Genomic DNA, 20,776 nt, shown 5'->3' with positions numbered 1-20,776 from the left:
CACGACTGCATCTGACAGACGCTCGTATCAGCTCAAAAAATGTCTTGCTATGCAGGAGCCATCCACACAGGACATTCAATGCGGAAGGGATCGAGTTTAAGCAGATGCTCTATTCTGGACGGGAGGCAGGCAACTAAGTGCCTTTAATCTCCAGGTTCGAAATGGCCAGCCCAGAGAAATGGCAAAATATCACGAAGCCAGGCGCATGAAATCGGATGCGGTGTATACAGTGTTACCGGTTTGATTGGCGCTGACGCCGATCTGTGCAGCCCGCTTCATCACTCTATCCGCTAGATTTACCATTCAGCGACCACACTGTCTTCCGGTTTGATTGGAGTCCACCATTGGCCATCGCCATAACACCGGTAAGACCGGGTGCAAAATGCACGACATGGCACAGGATAAGATTCCCGTGATCCGAATGCCTTATGTGGCTATGGCTGGGCTGACTCTCGTCGCGTTAGTCCGCCTCGGTGAAGGCTGCTTTGATTGGAGAGCGGGTCGAACTACCGGACCACATCGGATTTAGGTTGTGTAGTTGTGGGCTGCGGCGCGAGGGGCGGTATTTGCTCCTCAAACGGTGGCGCGTGGCTGAGAACCCTAAGCGTAAGGCGCGCCAGTTCGTGGTGGTCTCGTCGGTCTTCGCCCCAAACCGAGCCTTGCCGATTGAGGTCATCCCGTTGAGCAGCACCAAGAAGCTTTGTTCTGGTACGTCGGGATAATATTTCTTCCACTCGGAAAACGCGGTTGTCACAGCCGTCAAATCACGGCGTGAGATGGCTTTGCTAAACTTGTGCGCGGCGTACCATTCTGTTTGGAAAGCGCGAGCTTTCAAGACCGCCAGCAACGATGTTACTCGCGCTGAAAACGCCCAGATCGCTATTGCAGTGAGCGAGCCCAGACTCAGCACAAGCCAAAACACTTTGGACAAGTGCCATGTTTTTGACTCGTCTCCACTGCCAGAAACTGCACTGTGAATGGACACATCAATAGCGGGAACTGTCGCGGTTTCCCGCTGTCCAGTCTCGATGTTGAACCAATCGAGCGACAACCCCGGCAATGCGGCGGTCCCTTCGTTTTGGGCAACATAAGCAGTTGTTTCGGTGCGCGTCCCTAGCATCTGACCGCGGTCCACTTTCTCGTCGATTTGGGGTTCCTTTGGATAGGCACGCAGGCTTTCTCCGTCAGATGTAGGAGTTAGGCGAGGGATCATAATTGGAGAGGTGCCGGTGATATTTGCTGTAATAGTCCTCGTCATGGCTCCGCCGACATCTAGGCTGGAATCTCCGTCAATCTGTTGTTGAAGTTCGAACCGCCTGGCGATGATCAGCGGATCCAGCCCAAATGCCCCTTCTGGGATGGTGGCGACGAAGGTCAGTTCAGGAAGAGATGCAGCGAATGTCACAGGCTCACTTGTGTTTGGGTTGGCATAGGTTATCGTTACGTCGCCCGTCGGCAAAGTATAGCTGCCGCCCGCGAGCGGGTAGAGGCGATAGCTGCGGCGCACCCCCGACCAGGTTTCACCATCGATATTTTTGCTGATCGGCCCCGAGGAACGATCGGGCTGGCGGACCAGAAGTGACGGAAGTTCGACAGCCGGAAAGACCGGCGGTTCCGGCATCCATGTCGGCACAAGTATCGAAATGCGCAGCATCAGCGGCTGACCGACGATTGTGCTGTCGCTTTCCAAATCGGCCGTAACGCGCGGGTCTTGTGCGGTGGCGATGCCGGCACCAATGCACAGGAACGATATCGCGATCATAGTGCGGATCATGTGCCCTTCTCGCTATTGTCGTAGAGGAACCGACTGCGCAGGAAATCCCCCATCTCGGTGTCGATGCTGTCGATCCATTGGTCGGGAGACGGCGCCGTTGCCTCGTCCATAGGTGCATCGACCTGTGAGGTCACACCGCGTTGAGCTTCGTTGTCGAATGTCATGTCATCTGCCCCGATGCCACTTTCCTCGCCAGTGTCGGATTGCTCGCGAGTGGTTTCGACCTGTTCGACAATGGCCCAAGCGATTTCGGCGTTTTTGGCAGCAGCAGGAAAATCTGGCTGGCGGTCCAAAGCGGTTTCAAAGGCCTGCGCACCTGCGCGGTATTCGCGGTTGCCGATCCGCGCCAGACCTTCGGAAAAGGCTGCCTCGGCACTGCTCAACCCGGCAAATACTTCTGCGGCCTCTTCGTAGCGGCCGGCGCGCAACAATGTGTGAGCTTTCCACATCGGGGCAGAAAACAAGTCCGCGGCTCGTACGAACTCTTTGTTTCGAAAGGCAATCTGTCCTTGTTGATCAGGCGTCAGAAACCAATCTTTCCATCCTTCAGCATGTGCACTGCCCGGCATCTGAAGCGTGGTGACAATAACGAGGGCGGCGCCCCAACGCATGGTCCAGCCCCGGCGGAACCACAGCAACGCAATGAATGCCGCAGGCCACAACAGCAACCAGCCGCGATCATCCCAATCAAGACGCTCATCGTTCAGCTGCGCCGCTTGTTGCACCGAGGTTAGCTGCCGTTCGATCTGCGTGATGTCACGGTTATCGGCGGTTAATTCAAAAGCCGAAACGCCTGTGAGCCCCTTAATCTGGGCAGGGATTTTCCCGGAAGGCACAGCGACCAACATCGCCACCGGTGGTTGTTCGAGGTCGTCCTTCGTGAGCGCAGCAACCGTCGCCGGATCTAGATCATCCAGTACAAAGAGGATCGCGCCGGGCGTTTCTGCGACCTTCAGAATTTCGCGTGCCAATTCCAGTGCGGCAGTGGCATCATTCCCTTCAACCGGCATCACCTTGGGATTCAACCCTTGCAATAGCGGGCGCAGTATATTTGGGTCTTCGGTTAGTGGTGCGACCCGATGCGCGGTGCCTGCATAGGCCACAAGCGCTGTGCGCCCGCCAGCCCGCGCGGCGATCAAGTCAAGGATTTTGAACCTTGCGCGATCCAGCCGAAAGGGCGCCAGATCGGTGTTCTCCATCGAAGGTGTCACCTTGAGCGCCACCACGAGTGGAGCGGTTTCCGTGATCAGCGGGTTGGGGATACGGCTCCATGAAGGACCAGCTGCCGAGAGTGCCAGCAGACTGAGACAGAGCATGACGCTGTCAACTGGTTGAATACGCCGCCGGGTGTTTGAACCGACCTGAAGTGCCACCGCGAGATGCGGGGCGAAATGCCTGGCGTCATGTCTTTCCTTCCAGGGACGACGCCTTGCAATGTACCAAAGCAGCCCAATACAGGGCAAAAGCATCAACCAGACAGGGCGAAGGAAGTGGAAGGCATCAAGAAAATTGATCATGCCCGCCTCCAAGTCCGTGAAGCGAGCAGAGCAACAAGCGTTGCTATCCCCAGCAAGGCGGCTAGCAGGCTGGCCACCCAAACGAGCGAATAGGTCGGTCGATAGCTGGTTTCTTCGACGATCCGAGGTGCCATGGCGTCAATCTGCTCATAGACTTGCGACAAAGCGGAGCTGTCATTGGCATAAAAGAATGCGCCACCGGTGCGGTCAGCGATATCCTCCAATGCTGTCAGATCTACCCTATCTTCGCCTGTCCCTTCAGGGTCGCCGACGCCGATGGTCTGAATGACAACGCCCTTGTCAGCGGCGATCTCGGCGGCGTTGACCGGAGAAACCCGGCTGTTGGTGTCTGCACCATCGCTTAGCAAGATGATCAGGCGGTTCTCGACATCGTTGCTGTCAAACATACGGATCGCCAGGCCGATGGCATCTCCGATAGCTGTGTTCGGCCCGGCCATACCCACTTGTGTCTGATCAAGGAATTCCTCCAAGCTTTGCAGATCTTCTGTGAAAGGGGCCTGCACAAAGGCCCGCGTACCAAAGACGATCAGGGCCATTCGATCACCGTCGCGCTCGGTGATAAAGGTCCCGATAACATCGCGGACAGCGTCCAAACGCTGCATCCTTTGTCCACTTTCACCAATGAAATCCCGCTGGTCCATGGAGCCTGAGATGTCAACGGCAAGCACAACGTCGCGGGCGGATTTTTCGATTTCTATAGGATCGCCTAGCCGTTGAGGGTTTGCCAGACCGATCACGATCATTGTCCAGACTAATAGTGCAGTGATGATCTGAATTCTGCTCCGGCGCAGCACTGTCGCACCCGCCTGCGGTGTGGCACCCGCTGCCTCTGTCAGCTGTCGGAAAAAGGGGGTTCGGATTGCCGTGACCTCCTCGCGGTGCGGCGGCAGAACCCGCCACATCAGCCAGGGTACCGGCAAAAGGAGCAAGAGCCAGGGATACACTAAGGTGATCACTTCAGACCTCTTGCTTTGGCTGCTTGTGCGTCACGATCCAGTCGTGTGCCAAGCGGGTTAGCTCTGGAGATGCCGGGGCCGGGCAATAGGGGGCCTGCGTGACAATGCGTCCAGGGCCATTCGAGAACCGGTCACCTCCCATGGTCTGATCGAGAAAGTGTAGCCAATCCTTGCCGGTCAGTCCTGCGACCTCGCCGCGTGGAAATCCGCTTAATGCAGTGCGGCGGAGGATATCGGCGATGCAAGCCGGATCATCCGCGGCTTTGTCCAGCGCGTCCAAGGCTGCACGGCGATAGGCGTTGGCTTGGCGATGTTTTGTGGCCCACCGGATCAGCCATCCGGCCAGCAGCGCAAGTGCCAACCCAAGCCAAACCCACCCAACAGTTTGCGGCATCATTGAGATTGGCGCAGGTTCCGGCGCGGGCTCCAAGAGGTCGATCAGCTCGACAAGGTTGAGGCCTTGCAGATCCGGGTTCATGACACCCCCAACAGATGAGAGATTTGATCCAGAGCAGGGGATTGCGTCGACAGCGGTAGTAAGGGCAGTTGGTATTTCTGTGCCCAGCCCCGGATCACCGCCAGCCGGTCCTGCGCAAAGGCTTCTATTTGTTTGCGGGTCTCGGTCGAAGTGGTGTCGATCTCTGCCTGCAAGGCACCATCTGATATGGCGAGGCGTGTATTAGTCGGAATGTGCGCTGCCATCGGGTCGGCGATGTTGAACAGCAGCACGTTGTTGTGCCGGGCGAGGGCGCGGATCAAAGACTCGGACGCGGCATCAACACCGTCGAAATCGGAGAAGATCAGTATCAGATAGTTTGTCTTGGCAGTTCGGACCGCGGAGCGCAGCATCTGGTTGAATACGTTGGGCCGGGTCTGACCCCGGGCTGATAACCGACCGTTGGCGTCAGCGATCGAGGCTAGCATCTGTCGCAAGGACAGGGCCGAGCGCACGGGCCGGTGTTCGGCTACGGTGTCGTCCGAGAAGACCAACCCGCCGACCCGATCGCCTTGCGCCAACAAAAGATGCGCAGCAATGGCGGCGGCCTCGGCAGCGATGACGGATTTCATGTAGACTTGGCTACCAAAAAACATCGATATGCGTTGGTCTACCAGCAGCAGCGTTGGGCGGTCGCGTTCCTCGGTATAGACCCGGACATGGGGCGTGCCCGTGCGTGCTGTTACTTTCCAGTCCAGAGTGCGGATATCATCTCCAGGCAGATAGGTGCGCAGTTCTTCGAAATTCAGCCCCCGGCCGCGCAGTTTCGAGGCATGGCGACCGTTCAGAACGGAATTCGCAGGTTGCCGAGGCAGAAAGGTCAGTCGCGAGGCCCGTCGTCTGAGCGCGACCAACTGGTGCAGGTCGACATGAATACGGGGATCATGCCCAAGCTCTGTAATCGTTGCCGTTTGCTTCATTGGCATAACATCCTCGGCCGAAGGCCTGTCATCATGGTAGGGCAACCAGTTTGATGATCTCGTCGGTCACATTATCCTGCGACAGACCAGCGCCCTGCGCCTCATAGCTCAATGTGATGCGATGGCGGAATACGTCATGGGCAATGGCTCTGACATCGAGCGGATCGACATAGTCTCGCCCGGCCAGCCAAGCGTGCGCGCGGCTGCATTTGTCCAGGGCGATCGAGGCGCGCGGGCTGGCACCGACCTCGATCCAGCTGGCCAGTTCTCCACTCAGGGTTGCGGGGGTTCGAGTAGCGTACACCAGATCGGCAAAGTAACGCTCCATCGCATCCGCGACGTGAATGCCGGAGATTTCCGCGCGCGCATCAAAGATGGCCTGCTGCCGAATGGCGGAAGGCTTGGACGCGCTGGATTTTTTGGGCTGATTGGTTGACTGTTCCTCGCCCCGGACCAGTCGGATGACCTCAACCTCGTCCTCAACCGGGGGGTAGATGATATTCACGTGCATTAGGAACCGGTCCATTTGTGCTTCGGGTAGGGGATAGGTGCCTTCCTGTTCGATAGGGTTCTGCGTAGCCATGACGATAAAAAGGGGTTCCATCTTATGTGTCGTTCCCGACACCGTGACCTGGCGTTCCTCCATCGCCTCCAGCAGGGCGGCCTGCACCTTGGCGGGTGCGCGATTGATTTCATCGGCCAGCACGATATTTGCAAAGATCGGCCCCGGCTCGAACCGGAATTCGGACGTACTGCTGGCCTGGACGTATACCTCGGTACCGGTGACATCCGATGGCAGTAAATCAGGCGTGAATTGGATGCGGCTGAACTGTGCGTCCAGATTTTTTGCCATCGCTTTGACGGCGCGTGTCTTGGCCAATCCAGGCAACCCTTCGATAAGCAGGTTGCCATTGGCCAGCAAGCCGATCAGCAAGCGCTCGACCACCTCGGTCTGACCGATGATAGACCGACCCATCCTGGCTTTGAGGTCGAGGATCTGATCATGTGCGGACATGGGAATACTCCGTCATTACCCTGAACCAATTTTACACTCGAAGCAGAAGGAGACGCACTTCCACTCAATCTTTGAGAGCATTCGAAAAACACACTCCTCTGGTTAAAACATTGAATTAAATCCGCTTTCAAACCATCCAGAATATGACCGGAGTTGAACCCCGAACGCGATCCAGACTAATTTGAGCAATTCCATAAATCAATTTTTTAACACAAAGACTCAAATTTACGTGTAAGCTGTACGGGTTCCCTACTACTCATAAAAAAGGTTTGAAAACATGTTTGCAGCCTTTGAGCCTCGGCGCATCATCCGGCCATTAACAACTTTCACCTGCGCGATTTTTCTGGCCGTTTCCGCCACTGCGCAAGAGCAAAAGCCCAATATTCTTGTCATCTGGGGTGACGATGTTGGCCAGTCCAACATCTCGGCCTACACGATGGGTCTAATGGGGTATCACACGCCGAATATCGACCGAATCGCCGATGATGGCATGATCTTTACCGACTATTACGGCGAGCAATCCTGCACGGCTGGACGGTCTTCATACATCATGGGGCAGTCGGTGTTTCGGACCGGTTTGTCCAAAGTGGGCCTGCCGGGCGCCGATCTCGGGATGCAAGAGGAAGACCCGACAATCGCGGGGCTGCTCAAAGCCGAAGGCTATGTTACTGGTCAGTTCGGCAAAAATCATCTGGGCGACAAGGATGAGCATCTGCCGTCCAACCATGGTTTCGATGAGTTTTTTGGCAATCTCTACCATCTGAACGCCGAAGAAGAGCCCGAGAACGAAGACTATCCCGGCGATCAGGTACTGACTGATGGTCGCACTTTCCGCGAAGCCTATGGCCCGCGTGGCGTGATCAAGTCCAAGGCCGATGGCACGATCGAGGATACGGGCCCGCTAACCAAGAAACGCATGGAAACAGTCGATGACGAAACTGTTGCCGCGGCTATCGACTTCATCAAGCGCTCGCATGAGCAGGGGCAACCATTCTATGTCTGGTGGAATGGTACGCGGATGCACTTCCGCACTCATGTGGCTGATGACCGGCGTAACCCGGGCAACGACGAATATACCGACGGGATGCTGGAACATGACATGCATGTTGGTCAACTGCTGGACCTGCTGGATGAGTTGGGTATCGCCGACAATACCATCGTTCACTATTCAACCGACAATGGCCCGCATATGAACACCTGGCCGGATGCTGCGATGACTCCGTTCTGGGGTGAAAAGAACACCAACTGGGAAGGTGGCTGGCGGGTGCCCTCGATGGTGCGCTGGCCTGGTTTGATTGAGCCTGGCTCAGTCTCGAACGAAATTATGCACCATATGGACTGGCTGCCGACTTATCTGGCCGCTGCGGGTCGTGACAATATCAAGGAGGAGCTGATTCAGGGCGGTGTTCAAGCCATCGGACGTGAATACAAGGTGCATCTGGATGGTTATAACTTCCTGCCCTATTTCAAGGGCGAGGTGGAAGAGGGACCGCGCAAAGAGATTTTCTATTTCTCGGATGACGGTGATCTAACGGCGCTGCGGTATGACGACTGGAAGCTGATTTTCCTTGAGCAGAAAGCATGGGGCACCCTGCGCGCCTGGATGGAACCATGGACCGAGCTGCGCATCCCCCTGATCATCAATCTGCGACGTGACCCCTATGAGCGCGCCTACCGGACTTCGAACACCTATTATGACTGGCTGCTTAATAGGGCCTATTTCCTTGTCCCAGCACAGCAATATGTGGGCAATTTCCTGGCGACATTCCAGGAATTCCCACCACGCCAGAAAGCCGCCAGCTTCAATCTGGAACAGGTGATGGAAAAGATGACCGCGCCTGTAGGCGATTGATCCTGAATAATGAACCGATCCGGGCCGCCACAATCGTGGCGGCCTGTCTTCTTTGACCCTGCTAAGGTGCCAATTCATGCTCAGGTATTTTCTGTTACTTTCGCTGTTTTCCATCACTTCGGTCGTATTTGCAGACCCTTTGCCATCCTGGAATGAAACAGACAGTAAGGCGCGGATCGTCTCGTTTGTTGAAAGCGTCACCGACCCCAATTCCGATGGTTATGTTACGCCGACCGATCGTATTGCGGTCTTTGACAATGACGGCACGCTATGGGGTGAGCAGCCGGTATATTTCCAACTGATCTATGCGGTCGAAGCGTTTCAGAAGATGGCGCAGGATGACCCTGAAGTGGTCAAGTCTGATGCGCTCAAGGCTGCTGCTGCAGGTGATTACAAGGCTCTGTCTGAGGGTGGCGAAAAAGCCGTGATCGAAGTTCTAGAGGCGACCCATAGTGGTCTGAGTGTAGACGATTTTCAGGCAAGTGTGAGCGACTGGATTGCCACCGCAACTCACCCGGTTACGGGTCTGCGTTACGACCAGATGACTTACCAGCCGATGGTGGAGTTGTTGCGTTATCTGCGTGACGAAGGGTTCAAGACATATATCGTCTCTGGTGGTGGGATTCATTTCATGCGGGTCTTTGCCGAGGCCGCCTATGGCATCCCGACCGAACAGGTCATCGGCACCTATACCGAAACCACCTATGAGGTGATCGACGGTGTTCCTACCATCATCAAACAACCGGCGATCGGTTTTGTTGACGATAAAGAAGGTAAGCCAATCAATATCGACCGGATCATCGGGAAACGACCGATCATTGCTGGTGGAAACTCGGACGGCGACTATGCGATGATTGAATGGACCACGGCGGGCGACGGACTTCGGCTGGGCCTGATCGTGCATCATACGGATGGTGAACGCGAAGTGGCCTATGCTTGCGACAGCCATATTGGTCGGCTGTGCGATGGGCTGGAAAGCGGTCCCGATCTGGGCTGGCTCATCGTCGATATGGCCAGCGATTGGTCGCGCGTCTACACCGGTGTGAACCAGTAGCGGGAAGGATATAAAGATAGCCATTCTTTTATCAGCGCCCCTGATCAGATGGGTTGCCATTGCTGGAACAACCTTTCTGGGGCTTCCCACCGTATCATCCGCGCAAGAGCTTGAATATGTAGGCTCTTCGCAATGCACCAAGTGCCATACCGAAGCCGCCGCTGCGTGGAGCGGTTCGCATCACGCGCTGGCATGGAGCGCTCCGGCGCCGAATACGGTGATTGCAGATTTCGATGGCACCTCCTTCAGCCATGATGGCATGAACGTCCGTTTCAGTACTGACGGAGTGCAGTATCGCGCCACCGTCACTGAAAAGGACGATCTCACAACTGAATACCCGGTGCATTCCGTCGTGGGCATCGCTCCGCTTCAGCAATACCTGTTCGAAACTGAGCCAGGCCGGCTGCAAAGCTTCGACGTGGTCTGGGACGTGGAAAACGAACGCTGGTATCACCTCTATCCCGATCAGGACCTGCCGCCGGATGACGGATTGCATTGGACCGGGCCTTACAAAAACTGGAACGCCCGATGCGCCGAATGTCATGCTACCGGGTTTGAGAAGAACTATGATCCGAACACGCGTACTTACGCATCAACCCAAGCCGAAATCGGTGTTGGTTGCGAAGCCTGCCATGGTCCCGGCTCAGCTCATCTGGACTGGGCCAAAGGAAGCGAACTTACCAATAGCAACGGGCAATTGAACGCGCTCGGACTGACTATGGATTTCAACGCGGGCGCGGAGGCGACGATCCAGCAATGCGCTACGTGCCATTCTCGTCGTGAGGCGTTTGGAGACGGTAATCCGCTGCCTGGATCATCGTATCACGACAACTACAACCTCGCGCTACTGCGACCTGGTCTTTATCATTCGGACGGCCAAATATTGGACGAAGTCTATGTCTACGGTTCTTTTCTGCAGTCTAAAATGTATGCAAGTGGCGTCAGTTGCACCAATTGCCATAACGCACACTCTGCAACGCTCATCGCCGAAGGAAATGATGTATGCACCCAGTGTCATTCGCCAGCAGGGCGGGAAGAGTTTCCTGGCTTAACACGCGCGCTCTATGACGATCCGGCCCACCACTTTCATCCTATGGGTTCGGAAGGTGCAGAGTGCAAAAGCTGCCATATGCCAGAGCAGATTTACATGGGCGTTGATGGGCGCCGAGATCACGGGTTTCGCATCCCAAGGCCCGATCTCGCGGCTGAGACAGGGGCTCCGGATACCTGCACCGATTGCCATACGGATCGAACGTCCGAATGGGCCGCCCAGACCTTAGAGGCTTGGTATCCGCAAAGCGTAAAACGTGGTGCACATTTCGGGCAGGTATTGGCGACGGCGCGCGCCGATCTGGGCACGGCTAGTGATGATCTTGCCCAGTTGGTGCGCGACACTGCCCAGCCTGCAATCATACGTGCAACGGCTTTGTGGTTGTTGCAGCAGAATGCGGGACAGGAGGTGAGAGACTTAGCGGTTACGCAGTTGGATGATTCCGATCCGATGGTGCGCGCCAGTGCAGTGGGTTTGCTGACCGATGCAGATCAAGACGAGATTTCCAAGATGCTGCCTTTGTTGGAGGATCCGTTCCGGACCGTCAGGATCGCAGCTGCGCGGGCAATGTTGTCTGCAAGGGGATCGCAATTGTCCCGTCACGAACAAGGGCGTTTGCAACATGCATTGTCAGAATGGAGAAACTCGTTGATCAACCGCGCAGACTATCCAGAAACTCATCTGGTTCTTGGCGGGATAGCACTTACAATGCGCAACATATCCGCCGCTCAAAAAGCTTTTGAAGAAGTGACTCTTCTCGACCCGCAAAATGTTGACGCCTGGGTGATGCGGGTACGTTTGGCGACCGCAACAGGCGGGTCTAATGCAGGAAGACTAGTACTGGACCGTGCGCTTTCGGTTAATCCCGATGATCCTTCGCTTTCCGCGATCGCTTCGGATCAGCAATGACGGCCGAGGGTTCTGATGGAATGGACATCCCCTGATCTCTCATCTGATAGGTTTTGGAGATGGAAGCCATCAGGAGGTTAGCAAAATGGCGAATTTGGACCTCGTCGGCATAGATCTGGCGAAGAATGTGTTTCAACTTCATGGATGCAGTGCCACAGGAGAGTTGGTTTTTCGCAAACAGCTGAGACGTAACAAACTTCTATCGTTCGTTGCTGAACTGCCGGCGTGCACCATTGCTATGGAGGCTTGCTCCGGGAGCCACTATTGGGGGCGAGAATTTAAAGCGCTCGGACATACGGTGCGTTTGATCGCACCCAAATACGTCAAACCGTTTGTGAAACGCAGCAAGAGTGATGCGATCGACGCTGAAGCCATTTGCGAGGCAGCCCTACGACCAACGATGCGGTTTGTGCAGGTCCGCAGCGAAGACAATCAGGCTGCGGTCCTGGCTTTCAAAGCGCGTGACTTGTTGGTCCGGCAACGCACACAGATCATCAATGCCTTGCGCGGCCACCTATCCGAGTTCGGTTTTGTGGTTGCGAAAGGCCCAACACACGTCCGTAAACTTGTTTCTGCAGTCGAAGACGGGACCATTGAATTGCCGGAGATGTCCCGCCCTCTCCTGAGCATTTTTGTCGATACGCTTGACGCTTTGAATGGCCGTATCAGACAGCTGGAGGCGCAAATCGCACAGCGTGCCAGGGAAGATGAAACATGCCGGAGGTTGACTGCGATACCAGGCGTTGGCCCGATTGTCGCGACAGCGCTTGCTGCACTTGCTCCACCCCCTTCGACATTCAGACGGGGCCGCGATTTTGCAGCATGGGTAGGCTTAACCCCACTCCAGCATTCGACTGGCGGCAAGCAGCGCCTGGGACGCACTTCAAAGATGGGGAACCGGACGTTGCGACGCCTCCTCATTATTGGCGCCAGCGCCGTGGTTAGGCTCCAGACTCATTAAATTACAGCCAGAACAGGACGGTAGCTGCGAGTGCGATTGCGGATAGGAAGACCTTCGGGCACCTGTCATAGCGAGTGGCGACACGGCGCCAGTCCTTCAGGCGCCCGAACATAATCTCGATCCTGTTACGGCGTTTGTAGCGGCGCTTGTCGTACCGGACAGGTTTGTCGCGCGATTTTCGACCTGGAATGCAGGGTTTTATTCCCTTGTCTGTAGGCGTGCCGCCCGAACCTTCGAGTGTCTGCGGATAAGCGTCCACTGAGATTGCCCAACCCAACGGGATCAGCATTGTGAGCGTGGTAAGTCTGAGAGTGTTCATGAAGATGTTCCATTTGATATATGACTGGACGTTCAGTCAAAATTGAGTGTTTAAAAGCCATGCATATGCTTGGCCCATTGAAAGCCGATCAATGCACCTTTCAGGCGGGGGAGGAGCAAAAGGGACAGCCCAACTGCGACCGCAGAGAAGACCGCTGCCATGACTGCCGGATGCAAATCCCAGGCCTTGTAGGCGGGAACAAGCAGAGGCACGAGCAAGTGGCCGACAACAACAATTGTGAGGTAGGCAGGACCATCATCTGCACGCTGGTGCGTCAAGTCCAGCCCGCATGAAGAGCATTCCTTTGAGACTGAGAGATAACCATCAAACAAATGTCCATTGCCACATCGCGGGCAGGTCCGTTTGAAGCCTCTTATCATCGCCTGCTTGGTGTCTCGTTCAGCTGTGAGTTCCATTGCGCTTCCTCGAATCGTTTATGACTGGATGGTCAGTCATGTATATCTTGAATGACTGGACGTCCAGTCATAAATATGCAAGAACCGCAAAAAACCGAAATTGAGGTAGGAAAATGCCAAAGGTCGTTGACCGTGAAGAAATGCAGCACGGGATTCTCGATGCTGCCATGCAGGTCTATGTAAAAAAGGGCTATCACGCCGCCACCATCGCAGATGTGGCCGAAGCCGCCGGGCTCGGGAAGGGAACGCTTTACCTTTATTTCAAGAACAAGGAAGCTATCGCCATATCGATGGTGGAACGACATTTCAAAGCGTTGGAAGAAAGGTTTTTTGGGCAGGAGATGCCAGAAACACTGGAAGACTTTGTGGACGGTCTCTCACAAACCATGAACATTTCAGATGACCATGCGAAGTTCGTTCGCGTGTTCTTTGAGGTGTTTGGACCAAGTTTTGCGTCTGATGCGTTCAGTGCAAAAGTTGCGAGTTTCTTCGACAGACTGGGTGATCACTACACCGGTCAGATCAAGCACCTGCAAGAAGTGGAACAAATTCGAGGGAACGCGGACGCCAAGCAGCTTGGTCGTGCTATCGCCGCTCTGACCGACGGAATGATCTTGCACAAAGGGTTGTTCAGCATTCCTGCAAAGCGTCATAACGGCATGCGCAATGAAGCGATCGACATGTTCGTGCGCGGGTTGGTTAGCTCTCCGAAGTAACCCCGGCCTCATTATCCCAGTAAGGCGTCTTCTTCCCCACATAGTTGGCAAAGTACTCGACGAAAGCCCTTACCTTTGCCGGAACATGCTGGCGTTCAGGAAAAACCGCGTAGAGCGCCTGTTCGGGCATCAAGAAGTCCGGCAACACGCGTTGAAGCCGTCCCGCGGCCAAGTGGGCGCCGGCGATGAAGGTTGGAAGGCGGCCTATTCCGAGACCGGCGACCAACGTGGTGCAGAGCGCCTCGCTGTTGTTAACTCGAAACCGGCCCTTGGTCCGGACCGCGATCTCACCATCATCGCCGATGAACTTCCATTCCAGGGGATCGCGGGAATAGGCGTAGTGCAAGCAGTCATGATCCATGAGGTCCTGGGGATGAAGAGGTGCACCGGCGCGATCCAGATACGCGGGAGCGGCTACAATCACGCTGTGAATAGGAGCAAGTTTGCGCGCAATAAGTGCGGAGTCAGGCAGAGAGCCCGCGCGCAGAGCCAGGTCCATGCCCGAGTCTACCAGGTCAACAAATCGGTCATCCATCGACAATTCCAAGGTGATACCAAGGTGCAGGCGAAGAAACTCCGGTATCGCAGGGGCGACATGGAGTTGACCGAATGACATCGGTGCGCTGACTTTGAGGTGCCCGATCGGGTCTCCTTGCAACGCAGCAACCGCGTCTTCGGCTTCTTGCGCTGATCCGAGCGCTTGGATGGCATGCGCCAGATAAATCTCTCCGGCTTCCGTCAGAGAGATGCTGCGAGTTGAGCGGTGGAAGAGCTGCGCGCCGAGATGGGCCTCGAGCCCGCCAACGCGTTTGCTCACAGCGGATTTCGTGATGCCCAGCTTTCGCGCAGCGGCGGCAAAGCTACCATTCTCAGCCACGGCGACAAACACAGGTATCGCTCCAATCTCGGTCATGGTTGGCTCCTTTGGTCAACTTTTTCTCACCTATATGTATTCCAGATAGACAATTATCACGCTTCTGGAAACCACTTACCTCTCGTTCAACACGACAGATATCGGAGAGACCAATGGCCAAGATGCTGATCAACGGAATTCTACGCGACAAGCCAACTCAAACAAACGGACGCTTCGAACGGCAGCCGAGCCGGTTCCGTAGCTGGATTGAGAACGACAAGAATGCGGAGTTTCCAGCAGAGCAAGGCCGGTATCACCTTTATTTGTCTAAGGCCTGCCCTTGGTGTCACGGCGTCGATCTGGTTCTGGCGCTCAAAGGCCTACGGGATACCATCAGCATCACCTGGATGGATCCAATCTCGTCCGAAAACGGCTGGGTGATCGACCAGCAGGCTTTCGATCCGGCACATGGTTTACCCCGTGACCGGTATCTGTACGAAATCTATCAGCGCGCCGCCCCTGATTACACCGGTGCCATCACAGTGCCCATTTTGCTCGACCGTGACAGCGGCAAGATCGTCAGCACAGAGTCCGCTGATATCATGCGGATGCTCAACCAGGCGTTCCGGGATACAACTGGCCCCGATCTTTACCCCGAAGGGCTTCGTCCAGAAATCGATCGTGCGGCCGATCTGATCCAAGAGCCGTTTCGAAACGGCGTCTATCGCGCCGGCTTCGCGACAAGCCAGGATGCTTATTGCGATGCTGTCACTCGAGTATTCGACACCCTGGACGATCTGGAGCGCCTACTTGCGGATCGAACGTTTCTGGCGGGCAATCAGCTCACCGAGGTCGACCTCAAGCTGTTCCCGACCTTGCTGCGCTTCGATCCGGTCTATGTGACCCACTTCAAGATCGACCGCGCCCGCATTGCCGATTATCCCGCACTCTCTCGCTACCTGGCTAAGATCGCTTCACTCCCAGGCTTAGCGGACACCATCGATCTGCCGCACATTCGCGCGCATTATTTCAAGAGCCATCGGCACATCAACCCGAGCGGGATTATCCCAATCGGACCAATGTCGCTCTATGCGCTTGCAGCCCCCATGAAAGGAGCCGCGTGATGCCTAGCTTCGTTCGATCCGCCCCGCCTACTGTCCTGATCATTCTCATTGGAGTTCTTGTCGGTGTGAGCTTTACGCTGTCCAAGTTCGTGGCCTTGGCAGGGGTGCCGCCTCATGTCGCGCTGTTTTGGCAAGTGTTCGTGGCCAGTGCTGTTTTGTTTGGTGTGCTCCTTGCCAAAGGCACCGCGCCGCAAACAGCCCCGCGTTTCATGGTCTACTATCTCGGCGCAGGGTTGCTCGGCATTAGCCTTCCGGGCCTGATCGGATACATTGTCCTTGGACATGTAACGACCGGGTTCTACGCGGCGCTGGTGACGCTTTCCCCAATGTTCACCTTTGCAATTGCGGCGATAGCTGAGCGGCGAATGTTGCCAGTTCATCGCCTTTTAGGAATTCTGGTCGGCCTCACTGGGATCAGCCTTGCCACCCTGCGCGGCTTGGATACGTCGAACGTCGAACCAGTCTGGATCATTCTTGCCCTTGCCGGACCTTTGGTCCTTGCATCGGGCAATGTATTCCGCAGCCGAGCCTACCCGAGCGGTGCAGACCCAATGACACTCGCGGCCGGAACGCTCTTTCTCCAACTGGTTCTGATCGGTGGGGGACTCCTGGTTTCGGGGAATGTGGACGAAAGTTCATCACTTGAACCCAGAGCCTTTGCCGCGATCGGCGGGGTCGGCTTGATCACTGCAATTAGTTACGCACTGACCTTCGAAGTGCAGAGGCGCACGGATGGCGTTGGGTTCTCTCAGGTCGGGTACTTCGCGACGCTTTCCGGCATCTTCTTTGGCGCGATCACCTTTGGGGAAACCATCTCGCCAGCCTTTGTCGCAGCACTCGTCCTAATCTTCGCCGGTTTGGCAATCACAAACGGTCATTTGTCCACTCCACGTGCCTGGTTTGCCGCCAGCGCACGCCGCTGTCCGGATTGAATCTGACAATCCGCTCACTCAAAGGAAGGAAAACCCAATGATACTAACAGCCAAGAACACCTCCGAATACGCGCCGCTGATCACCTCGCTCTACACAGCCGTTGACGCGTTGAATGCCCAAGGTGTCGTCGATCATGTAACTGACGATGTGCAGTTTCAACTCGGGAACTTTGAGCCGATCACGGGTCGCGAGGTCGTCAAAGACAGCAACGCCGCGTTCTTTACGACGATTAAGGCAATGCGTCACACCATCAGCCGTGTTTGGTCTAGCGGCGATACCGCGATCTGTGACGGCTCGGTTCATTACACACGTTTGGACCAATCAGAACATGAGGTGCCGTTCGCTGCACATCTTGGCGTTCGTGATGGCAAGATCGCAGACTATCGGGTTTTCGTGGATATCTCGGGACTCTAAGAGCTGCGAACGCCATGCGGCTTCACAAGCTCGTTGAACAAAGCGCAACGAATGGCGGCGATCCAGAGTGTTGTCGTCATTTGTGCCTTCCGCAGCATAAGTTGGAATGGGCTCTCTCGGAACCTTCGCCGCGCTAGGCATGAATGGCAGCCCTCCGAGATAGGGGCCGTTCACCTGGTCGCGCGGGAATGGGTGGTGAGCGGACAAAACGGCCGCTGACAGCCTCGATCTGAATGGCCGCTTCGTGCAGGACATCGACAATTGCGAAGAACATCTGTCGAGCGAAGCGGTCATCCGCTGGGTTCCACCCATCAGCATCTGCCAGTGGTTCCGTTGGCCCGGACAGATGTATCGGGCAAAGAAGGCCGAAATCGTCGCCTCAGCATTTGAACCGTAGGTCAGCCCATCGCCATGTAGTCCCTGATCAGGTCGTCGGCTTGCGCGATGAACCGAGCATTGCGCGCGCCGCTTTCATCTTCCGCCGCGCGGGTGATGTTCCAGCCGACATAGGTCGCCGCACGCAAGGCAAGGAATAGAGGGAGCTGTTTGACATCCAAAGAGCGCAGGGATGTGTAGCCACCGATCAACGCGTCTTGCAAAGCGGAGTAATCCGGGGCGGGTCGGTGTTTCAAGAGCGCCGTTGCCACCTCAAACAGACGAAAGCCAAACCCGCCATCGTCGAAGTCGATAACGTGTAGGGCGTTGTCCGACATCATGACATTGGCAGGGACGAGGTCCGCATGGATTAAGCCGTAGTCCAGCTCTGCCGCAAGGTCAGACAGCGCGGTTGCGGCCCTTTCGCGAAAGGCCAGCATTCGTGCCTTTTGGTCCGCCGTGAGGGCGGGATTGTCCCAGAACCGATCCCACAGCGGCGTATCCCCCAAAAGACCGTCGGCATCCCAAGACGGGCGGTCGCTGCGCGCGGCTTGCGGCCAAGCATCAATCGCGTCGTGCATCTGCGCCATGGTCCGACCAAGCCGTTCGAACGCGGCCTTGCGGGCATCAAGGCCCATCGCAGGCAGGGCCGTATCCAACGTCTCACCCTCTAGCCATGTCAGCAGATCGACCTGTACATCGCCCACGATTTGGAGATGTGACCCATCAAGAGCCGCGATCGGGGCGGGCACGGACAGGTCCGCGTGGTCCAACATGGCCATGAGGCCCAATTCAGCGGCGAGTTCGCTGTCGGTTCGGTAGTCTTGCCGGTGCAGGCGCAGGGCAAAGCGGTTTGGTCCGTTCTCGACACGGTAGACCTTGTTTTCGCGGGTGGCGACCAAGGTGACCGTCGCGCCGTCGAGCCCCCAGAACGGGAGCGCCAGTTCTGCTATACTCATCGGATTAACGGTGTTTCAGCCAGAACCGTGTCCAGCGTATCAAAAAGTAAGTCTGCATTCTCTTGCGAGAATGGCATGGGCGGGCGGATCTTGAGGGTGTTCTTGTGGCGGCCCAGTTTGGACAGGATGATGCCGCGGCGCCGTAGGGCGTTGATCACGCGGTCTGTGAAGTCGGATGCTGGCACCTTGGTTTCGCGGTCCATGACCATCTCTGCCCCAAAGATCAGGCCAGAGCCGCGCACGTCACCAATTGCGTCATGGCGCGTCGCGAGATCGTCCATCCGTTCGCGGGCATAGGCGCCAACGGTTTGCGCATTGGCGACGAGGTTTTTGTCCTCGATTTCCTCCAGCACGGCCATGGCCGCCGCACAGGACACGGGGTTTCCGCCGAAGGTGTTAAAATACCGGTAGCCCTTGCGAAAGGCCGCCACGATATCGCCGTTTGCAACCACGCCACCGACCGGATGCCCGTTGGCCATGGGTTTGCCGAGAACCATCACATCCGGCACCACGCCCATTTTCTCATGGGCCCACATATGGGTGCCGGTGCGGCCGAACCCGGATTGCACTTCGTCACAAATCAGCAAGCCGCCTGCCTTGCGCACCACTTCTGCTGCCGGTTTGAGCCAGCCGTCCGGATTATCGGGGAAACCTTCGTTCAGAAAATAGGGGCAGACGACAAGACAGGCGAAGCCGGTGCCGTCCTCTTCGAGTGCTGCGATCTGATCGGCCACTTTGGCCGCAAATGCCGTGCCGTCCGGATCGGGGTCGCGGTAGCTGTCGGGGGCTTCGACAAAACGGAAATACTGGCCCAGGCCGAACCCGACCGTTGGAATATTCGATTGGCTCAGCTGACTGACCAGCGAGGTGTTGCCATGGTATGTAGCATCGGTAGCGATGATCCCGCGTTTGCCTGTCATTGCCTCGGCCATGCGCAGGGCAATGTCGTTGGCCTCGGACCCGGTGCAGGTCAGGATCGCGGTGTTGAGGCTGGCATCCATCGTCGCGGTCAGCCGCTCGATATAGGACAGGATGCCGTCGTGCAGATATCGGGTATGGGTGTTCAGCGTGCTGGCTTGCTTGCAAATAGCGTCCACCACTCGTGGGTTGCAATGGCCCACATGGGGCACGTTGTTGTAGCAATCGAGGTACTTGCGGCCATCTGCATCCCAAAGCCAAACGCCTTCGCCTTTCACGACATGAACCGGATCGTCATAGAAGGTCGAGACATTGGGCCCCATGAGCCTTGCGCGGTCCGCAACGAGTTCTGCGTTAGGGCGGCTCATAGCTCGATCCTTACACCGTCATGGCCGACGATCAGGTCTCCTTCGTAGTGGTCAGCGCAGGCCTCTTGCCAGTCTTTTGGGCCATAGTCGGGATCATCGGACGGGATCAGATGGGACAAGGCCAGCCGCTTTGCACCTGCATTAGCCGCCGTCATGGCCGCATCATGGGCAAAGGTATGCGCGCGCAGCCAGTGGTGCATCAGTTTATCCGACCCATTCCCGATCCGCGCCATTAGGGCGGGCAATGCAGATTCAAGCATCGCTTCGTGAATGAGCAGGTCCGCGCCGCGCGCAAAGTCTTCAAGCGCTTCGAGCCGGGCGGTGTCTCCCGAGAAGACCACATGTTTGTCGGCTGTCTTGAATGAGAGAGCGAAAGTGTCGATCAGCGGTGGGTGTTCGGTGCGGATGGCCGAAACCGATATGCCGCAGCGCTCCATCACATGACCTGCGTCGATCGTATGGATGCCGATCAGGTCGCGCAGGTCCGGACGGCCCTCGTCCTCGACCCTCAGATCAATGTCCGCTTTCATGGACGCAAGAAACCCATCCAGATAGGCATCAATGCCAGCGGGGCCATAGATGTCGACGCGGGTCTTCAGACCAGCCGTCCATGCCGTGTGCAGCAGTGGACCAAGTTCGAGAAAGTGATCGGAATGCAGGTGGGTGATGAAAATCAGCGACAGATCCCGCAGCTGCATCCCCTGATCGATCAGGCCCTTTGTGACACCAAGACCGCAATCAACAACAATACGCTCTTTATTCAGAGAAATGAGGTTCGAGGTCGGCAAAGAAGAACCGGGGCGTACGGCGGGTCCGCCCTTGGTGCCCAAGAGGGCAACGTAATCATTGGACATG

Annotated in this window: 18 protein-coding genes and 2 pseudogenes; 8 read left to right on the top strand and 12 right to left on the bottom strand. The window is 56.4% G+C overall.

What is annotated here, in order from left to right; all coding sequences use genetic code 11:
• Positions 1-460: 460 nt before the first annotated feature.
• Genes AC2FFE_RS20315 through AC2FFE_RS20290 form a run of 6 tightly spaced genes read right to left on the bottom strand, consistent with a single transcriptional unit; the run spans position 461 to position 6,699 of the window.
• Entirely contained in the window at positions 461-1,774 is a 1,314-nt protein-coding gene (locus AC2FFE_RS20315) for a hypothetical protein (RefSeq protein ID WP_496820936.1), read from the bottom strand.
• Entirely contained in the window at positions 1,771-3,291 is a 1,521-nt protein-coding gene (locus AC2FFE_RS20310) for a VWA domain-containing protein (protein ID WP_496820938.1), read from the bottom strand. The genes AC2FFE_RS20315 and AC2FFE_RS20310 overlap by 4 nt, the downstream gene beginning before the upstream one ends.
• Complete coding sequence (locus tag AC2FFE_RS20305) at positions 3,288-4,268, bottom strand: VWA domain-containing protein (protein ID WP_496820939.1); 981 nt, start codon at positions 4,266-4,268, stop codon at positions 3,288-3,290. The genes AC2FFE_RS20310 and AC2FFE_RS20305 overlap by 4 nt, the downstream gene beginning before the upstream one ends.
• A gap of 1 nt (position 4,269) precedes the next feature.
• On the bottom strand, positions 4,270-4,746 hold the full coding sequence (locus AC2FFE_RS20300) for a DUF4381 domain-containing protein (RefSeq protein ID WP_496820940.1): 477 nt from the start codon (positions 4,744-4,746) through the stop codon (positions 4,270-4,272).
• Positions 4,743-5,684, bottom strand: coding sequence for a DUF58 domain-containing protein (locus AC2FFE_RS20295; RefSeq protein WP_496820942.1), 942 nt, complete (start codon positions 5,682-5,684; stop codon positions 4,743-4,745). The genes AC2FFE_RS20300 and AC2FFE_RS20295 overlap by 4 nt, the downstream gene beginning before the upstream one ends.
• A 31-nt stretch (positions 5,685-5,715) precedes the next feature.
• Positions 5,716-6,699 (bottom strand): AAA family ATPase, encoded by a 984-nt coding sequence (locus AC2FFE_RS20290; RefSeq protein ID WP_496820943.1) that lies wholly within the window; start codon positions 6,697-6,699, stop codon positions 5,716-5,718.
• 277 nt (positions 6,700-6,976) lie between these two features.
• On the opposite strand from AC2FFE_RS20290, the gene AC2FFE_RS20285 reads away from it, so the two are divergent.
• From AC2FFE_RS20285 to AC2FFE_RS20270, 4 genes and pseudogenes are all read left to right on the top strand, one after another.
• Positions 6,977-8,551, top strand: coding sequence for an arylsulfatase (locus AC2FFE_RS20285; protein WP_496820944.1), 1,575 nt, complete (start codon positions 6,977-6,979; stop codon positions 8,549-8,551).
• A 76-nt stretch (positions 8,552-8,627) separates the two neighbouring features.
• Complete coding sequence (locus AC2FFE_RS20280) at positions 8,628-9,605, top strand: HAD family hydrolase (protein WP_496820945.1); 978 nt, start codon at positions 8,628-8,630, stop codon at positions 9,603-9,605.
• 217 nt (positions 9,606-9,822) lie between these two features.
• Positions 9,823-11,565, top strand: a complete 1,743-nt coding sequence (locus AC2FFE_RS20275) for a tetratricopeptide repeat protein (protein ID WP_496847540.1) — start codon at positions 9,823-9,825, stop codon at positions 11,563-11,565.
• Between the two features lie 85 nt (positions 11,566-11,650).
• A pseudogene (locus AC2FFE_RS20270) lies at positions 11,651-12,508 on the top strand (IS110 family RNA-guided transposase); the annotation flags it as partial.
• 19 nt (positions 12,509-12,527) lie between these two features.
• Here the strand turns inward: AC2FFE_RS20270 and AC2FFE_RS20265 are convergent.
• Together AC2FFE_RS20265 and AC2FFE_RS20260 are read right to left on the bottom strand one after the other, a co-directional pair.
• A pseudogene (locus tag AC2FFE_RS20265) lies at positions 12,528-12,737 on the bottom strand (transposase); the annotation flags it as partial.
• A 158-nt stretch (positions 12,738-12,895) separates the two neighbouring features.
• Entirely contained in the window at positions 12,896-13,261 is a 366-nt protein-coding gene (locus AC2FFE_RS20260) for a DUF983 domain-containing protein (RefSeq protein ID WP_496847538.1), read from the bottom strand.
• A 113-nt stretch (positions 13,262-13,374) separates the two neighbouring features.
• Here AC2FFE_RS20260 and AC2FFE_RS20255 point away from each other — a divergent pair, with 113 nt between their 5' ends.
• Positions 13,375-13,977, top strand: coding sequence for a TetR/AcrR family transcriptional regulator (locus AC2FFE_RS20255; protein WP_496847536.1), 603 nt, complete (start codon positions 13,375-13,377; stop codon positions 13,975-13,977).
• Here AC2FFE_RS20255 and AC2FFE_RS20250 read toward each other — a convergent pair.
• A complete protein-coding gene (locus AC2FFE_RS20250) occupies positions 13,961-14,890 on the bottom strand; it encodes a LysR family transcriptional regulator (protein WP_496847535.1) in 930 nt (309 codons plus the stop codon). The genes AC2FFE_RS20255 and AC2FFE_RS20250 overlap by 17 nt on opposite strands.
• Before the next feature lie 113 nt (positions 14,891-15,003).
• Here AC2FFE_RS20250 and AC2FFE_RS20245 point away from each other — a divergent pair, with 113 nt between their 5' ends.
• Genes AC2FFE_RS20245 through AC2FFE_RS20235 form a run of 3 tightly spaced genes read left to right on the top strand, consistent with a single transcriptional unit; the run spans position 15,004 to position 17,301 of the window.
• Complete coding sequence (locus tag AC2FFE_RS20245) at positions 15,004-15,954, top strand: glutathione S-transferase family protein (protein ID WP_496820952.1); 951 nt, start codon at positions 15,004-15,006, stop codon at positions 15,952-15,954.
• Positions 15,954-16,886 (top strand): DMT family transporter, encoded by a 933-nt coding sequence (locus AC2FFE_RS20240; protein ID WP_496847533.1) that lies wholly within the window; start codon positions 15,954-15,956, stop codon positions 16,884-16,886. Before AC2FFE_RS20245 ends, AC2FFE_RS20240 begins: the two co-directional genes overlap by 1 nt.
• Positions 16,887-16,923: 37 nt before the next feature.
• Positions 16,924-17,301 (top strand): nuclear transport factor 2 family protein, encoded by a 378-nt coding sequence (locus AC2FFE_RS20235; protein WP_496820954.1) that lies wholly within the window; start codon positions 16,924-16,926, stop codon positions 17,299-17,301.
• Between the two features lie 398 nt (positions 17,302-17,699).
• Here the strand turns inward: AC2FFE_RS20235 and AC2FFE_RS20230 are convergent, their stop codons facing one another.
• Genes AC2FFE_RS20230 through AC2FFE_RS20220 form a run of 3 tightly spaced genes read right to left on the bottom strand, consistent with a single transcriptional unit; the run spans position 17,700 to position 20,775 of the window.
• Positions 17,700-18,635, bottom strand: a complete 936-nt coding sequence (locus tag AC2FFE_RS20230; RefSeq protein ID WP_496847531.1) for a phosphotransferase — start codon at positions 18,633-18,635, stop codon at positions 17,700-17,702.
• Positions 18,632-19,921 (bottom strand): aspartate aminotransferase family protein, encoded by a 1,290-nt coding sequence (locus AC2FFE_RS20225; protein ID WP_496820956.1) that lies wholly within the window; start codon positions 19,919-19,921, stop codon positions 18,632-18,634. Before AC2FFE_RS20225 ends, AC2FFE_RS20230 begins: the two co-directional genes overlap by 4 nt.
• On the bottom strand, positions 19,918-20,775 hold the full coding sequence (locus AC2FFE_RS20220) for an MBL fold metallo-hydrolase (protein WP_496847530.1): 858 nt from the start codon (positions 20,773-20,775) through the stop codon (positions 19,918-19,920). Before AC2FFE_RS20220 ends, AC2FFE_RS20225 begins: the two co-directional genes overlap by 4 nt.
• Position 20,776: the final 1 nt, after the last annotated feature.

This window comes from Ruegeria sp. YTSA168 (assembly GCF_059610045.1).
This window is presented reverse-complemented; position numbering and strand designations above follow the sequence as displayed.

What these genes read in the sequence shown, in the direction of transcription:
- AC2FFE_RS20315 (WP_496820936.1), bottom strand. Translation starts at nt 1,774, where the DNA reads ATGATCCGCACTATGATCGCGATATCGTTCCTGTGCATTGGTGCCGGC.
- AC2FFE_RS20310 (WP_496820938.1), bottom strand. Translation starts at nt 3,291, where the DNA reads ATGATCAATTTTCTTGATGCCTTCCACTTCCTTCGCCCTGTCTGGTTG.
- AC2FFE_RS20300 (WP_496820940.1), bottom strand. Translation starts at nt 4,746, where the DNA reads ATGAACCCGGATCTGCAAGGCCTCAACCTTGTCGAGCTGATCGACCTC.
- AC2FFE_RS20295 (WP_496820942.1), bottom strand. Translation starts at nt 5,684, where the DNA reads ATGAAGCAAACGGCAACGATTACAGAGCTTGGGCATGATCCCCGTATT.
- AC2FFE_RS20290 (WP_496820943.1), bottom strand. Translation starts at nt 6,699, where the DNA reads ATGTCCGCACATGATCAGATCCTCGACCTCAAAGCCAGGATGGGTCGG.
- AC2FFE_RS20285 (WP_496820944.1), top strand. Translation starts at nt 6,977, where the DNA reads ATGTTTGCAGCCTTTGAGCCTCGGCGCATCATCCGGCCATTAACAACT.
- AC2FFE_RS20280 (WP_496820945.1), top strand. Translation starts at nt 8,628, where the DNA reads ATGCTCAGGTATTTTCTGTTACTTTCGCTGTTTTCCATCACTTCGGTC.
- AC2FFE_RS20260 (WP_496847538.1), bottom strand. Translation starts at nt 13,261, where the DNA reads ATGGAACTCACAGCTGAACGAGACACCAAGCAGGCGATGATAAGAGGC.
- AC2FFE_RS20255 (WP_496847536.1), top strand. Translation starts at nt 13,375, where the DNA reads ATGCCAAAGGTCGTTGACCGTGAAGAAATGCAGCACGGGATTCTCGAT.
- AC2FFE_RS20250 (WP_496847535.1), bottom strand. Translation starts at nt 14,890, where the DNA reads ATGACCGAGATTGGAGCGATACCTGTGTTTGTCGCCGTGGCTGAGAAT.
- AC2FFE_RS20245 (WP_496820952.1), top strand. Translation starts at nt 15,004, where the DNA reads ATGGCCAAGATGCTGATCAACGGAATTCTACGCGACAAGCCAACTCAA.
- AC2FFE_RS20240 (WP_496847533.1), top strand. Translation starts at nt 15,954, where the DNA reads ATGCCTAGCTTCGTTCGATCCGCCCCGCCTACTGTCCTGATCATTCTC.
- AC2FFE_RS20235 (WP_496820954.1), top strand. Translation starts at nt 16,924, where the DNA reads ATGATACTAACAGCCAAGAACACCTCCGAATACGCGCCGCTGATCACC.
- AC2FFE_RS20230 (WP_496847531.1), bottom strand. Translation starts at nt 18,635, where the DNA reads ATGAGTATAGCAGAACTGGCGCTCCCGTTCTGGGGGCTCGACGGCGCG.
- AC2FFE_RS20225 (WP_496820956.1), bottom strand. Translation starts at nt 19,921, where the DNA reads ATGAGCCGCCCTAACGCAGAACTCGTTGCGGACCGCGCAAGGCTCATG.
- AC2FFE_RS20220 (WP_496847530.1), bottom strand. Translation starts at nt 20,775, where the DNA reads ATGTCCAATGATTACGTTGCCCTCTTGGGCACCAAGGGCGGACCCGCC.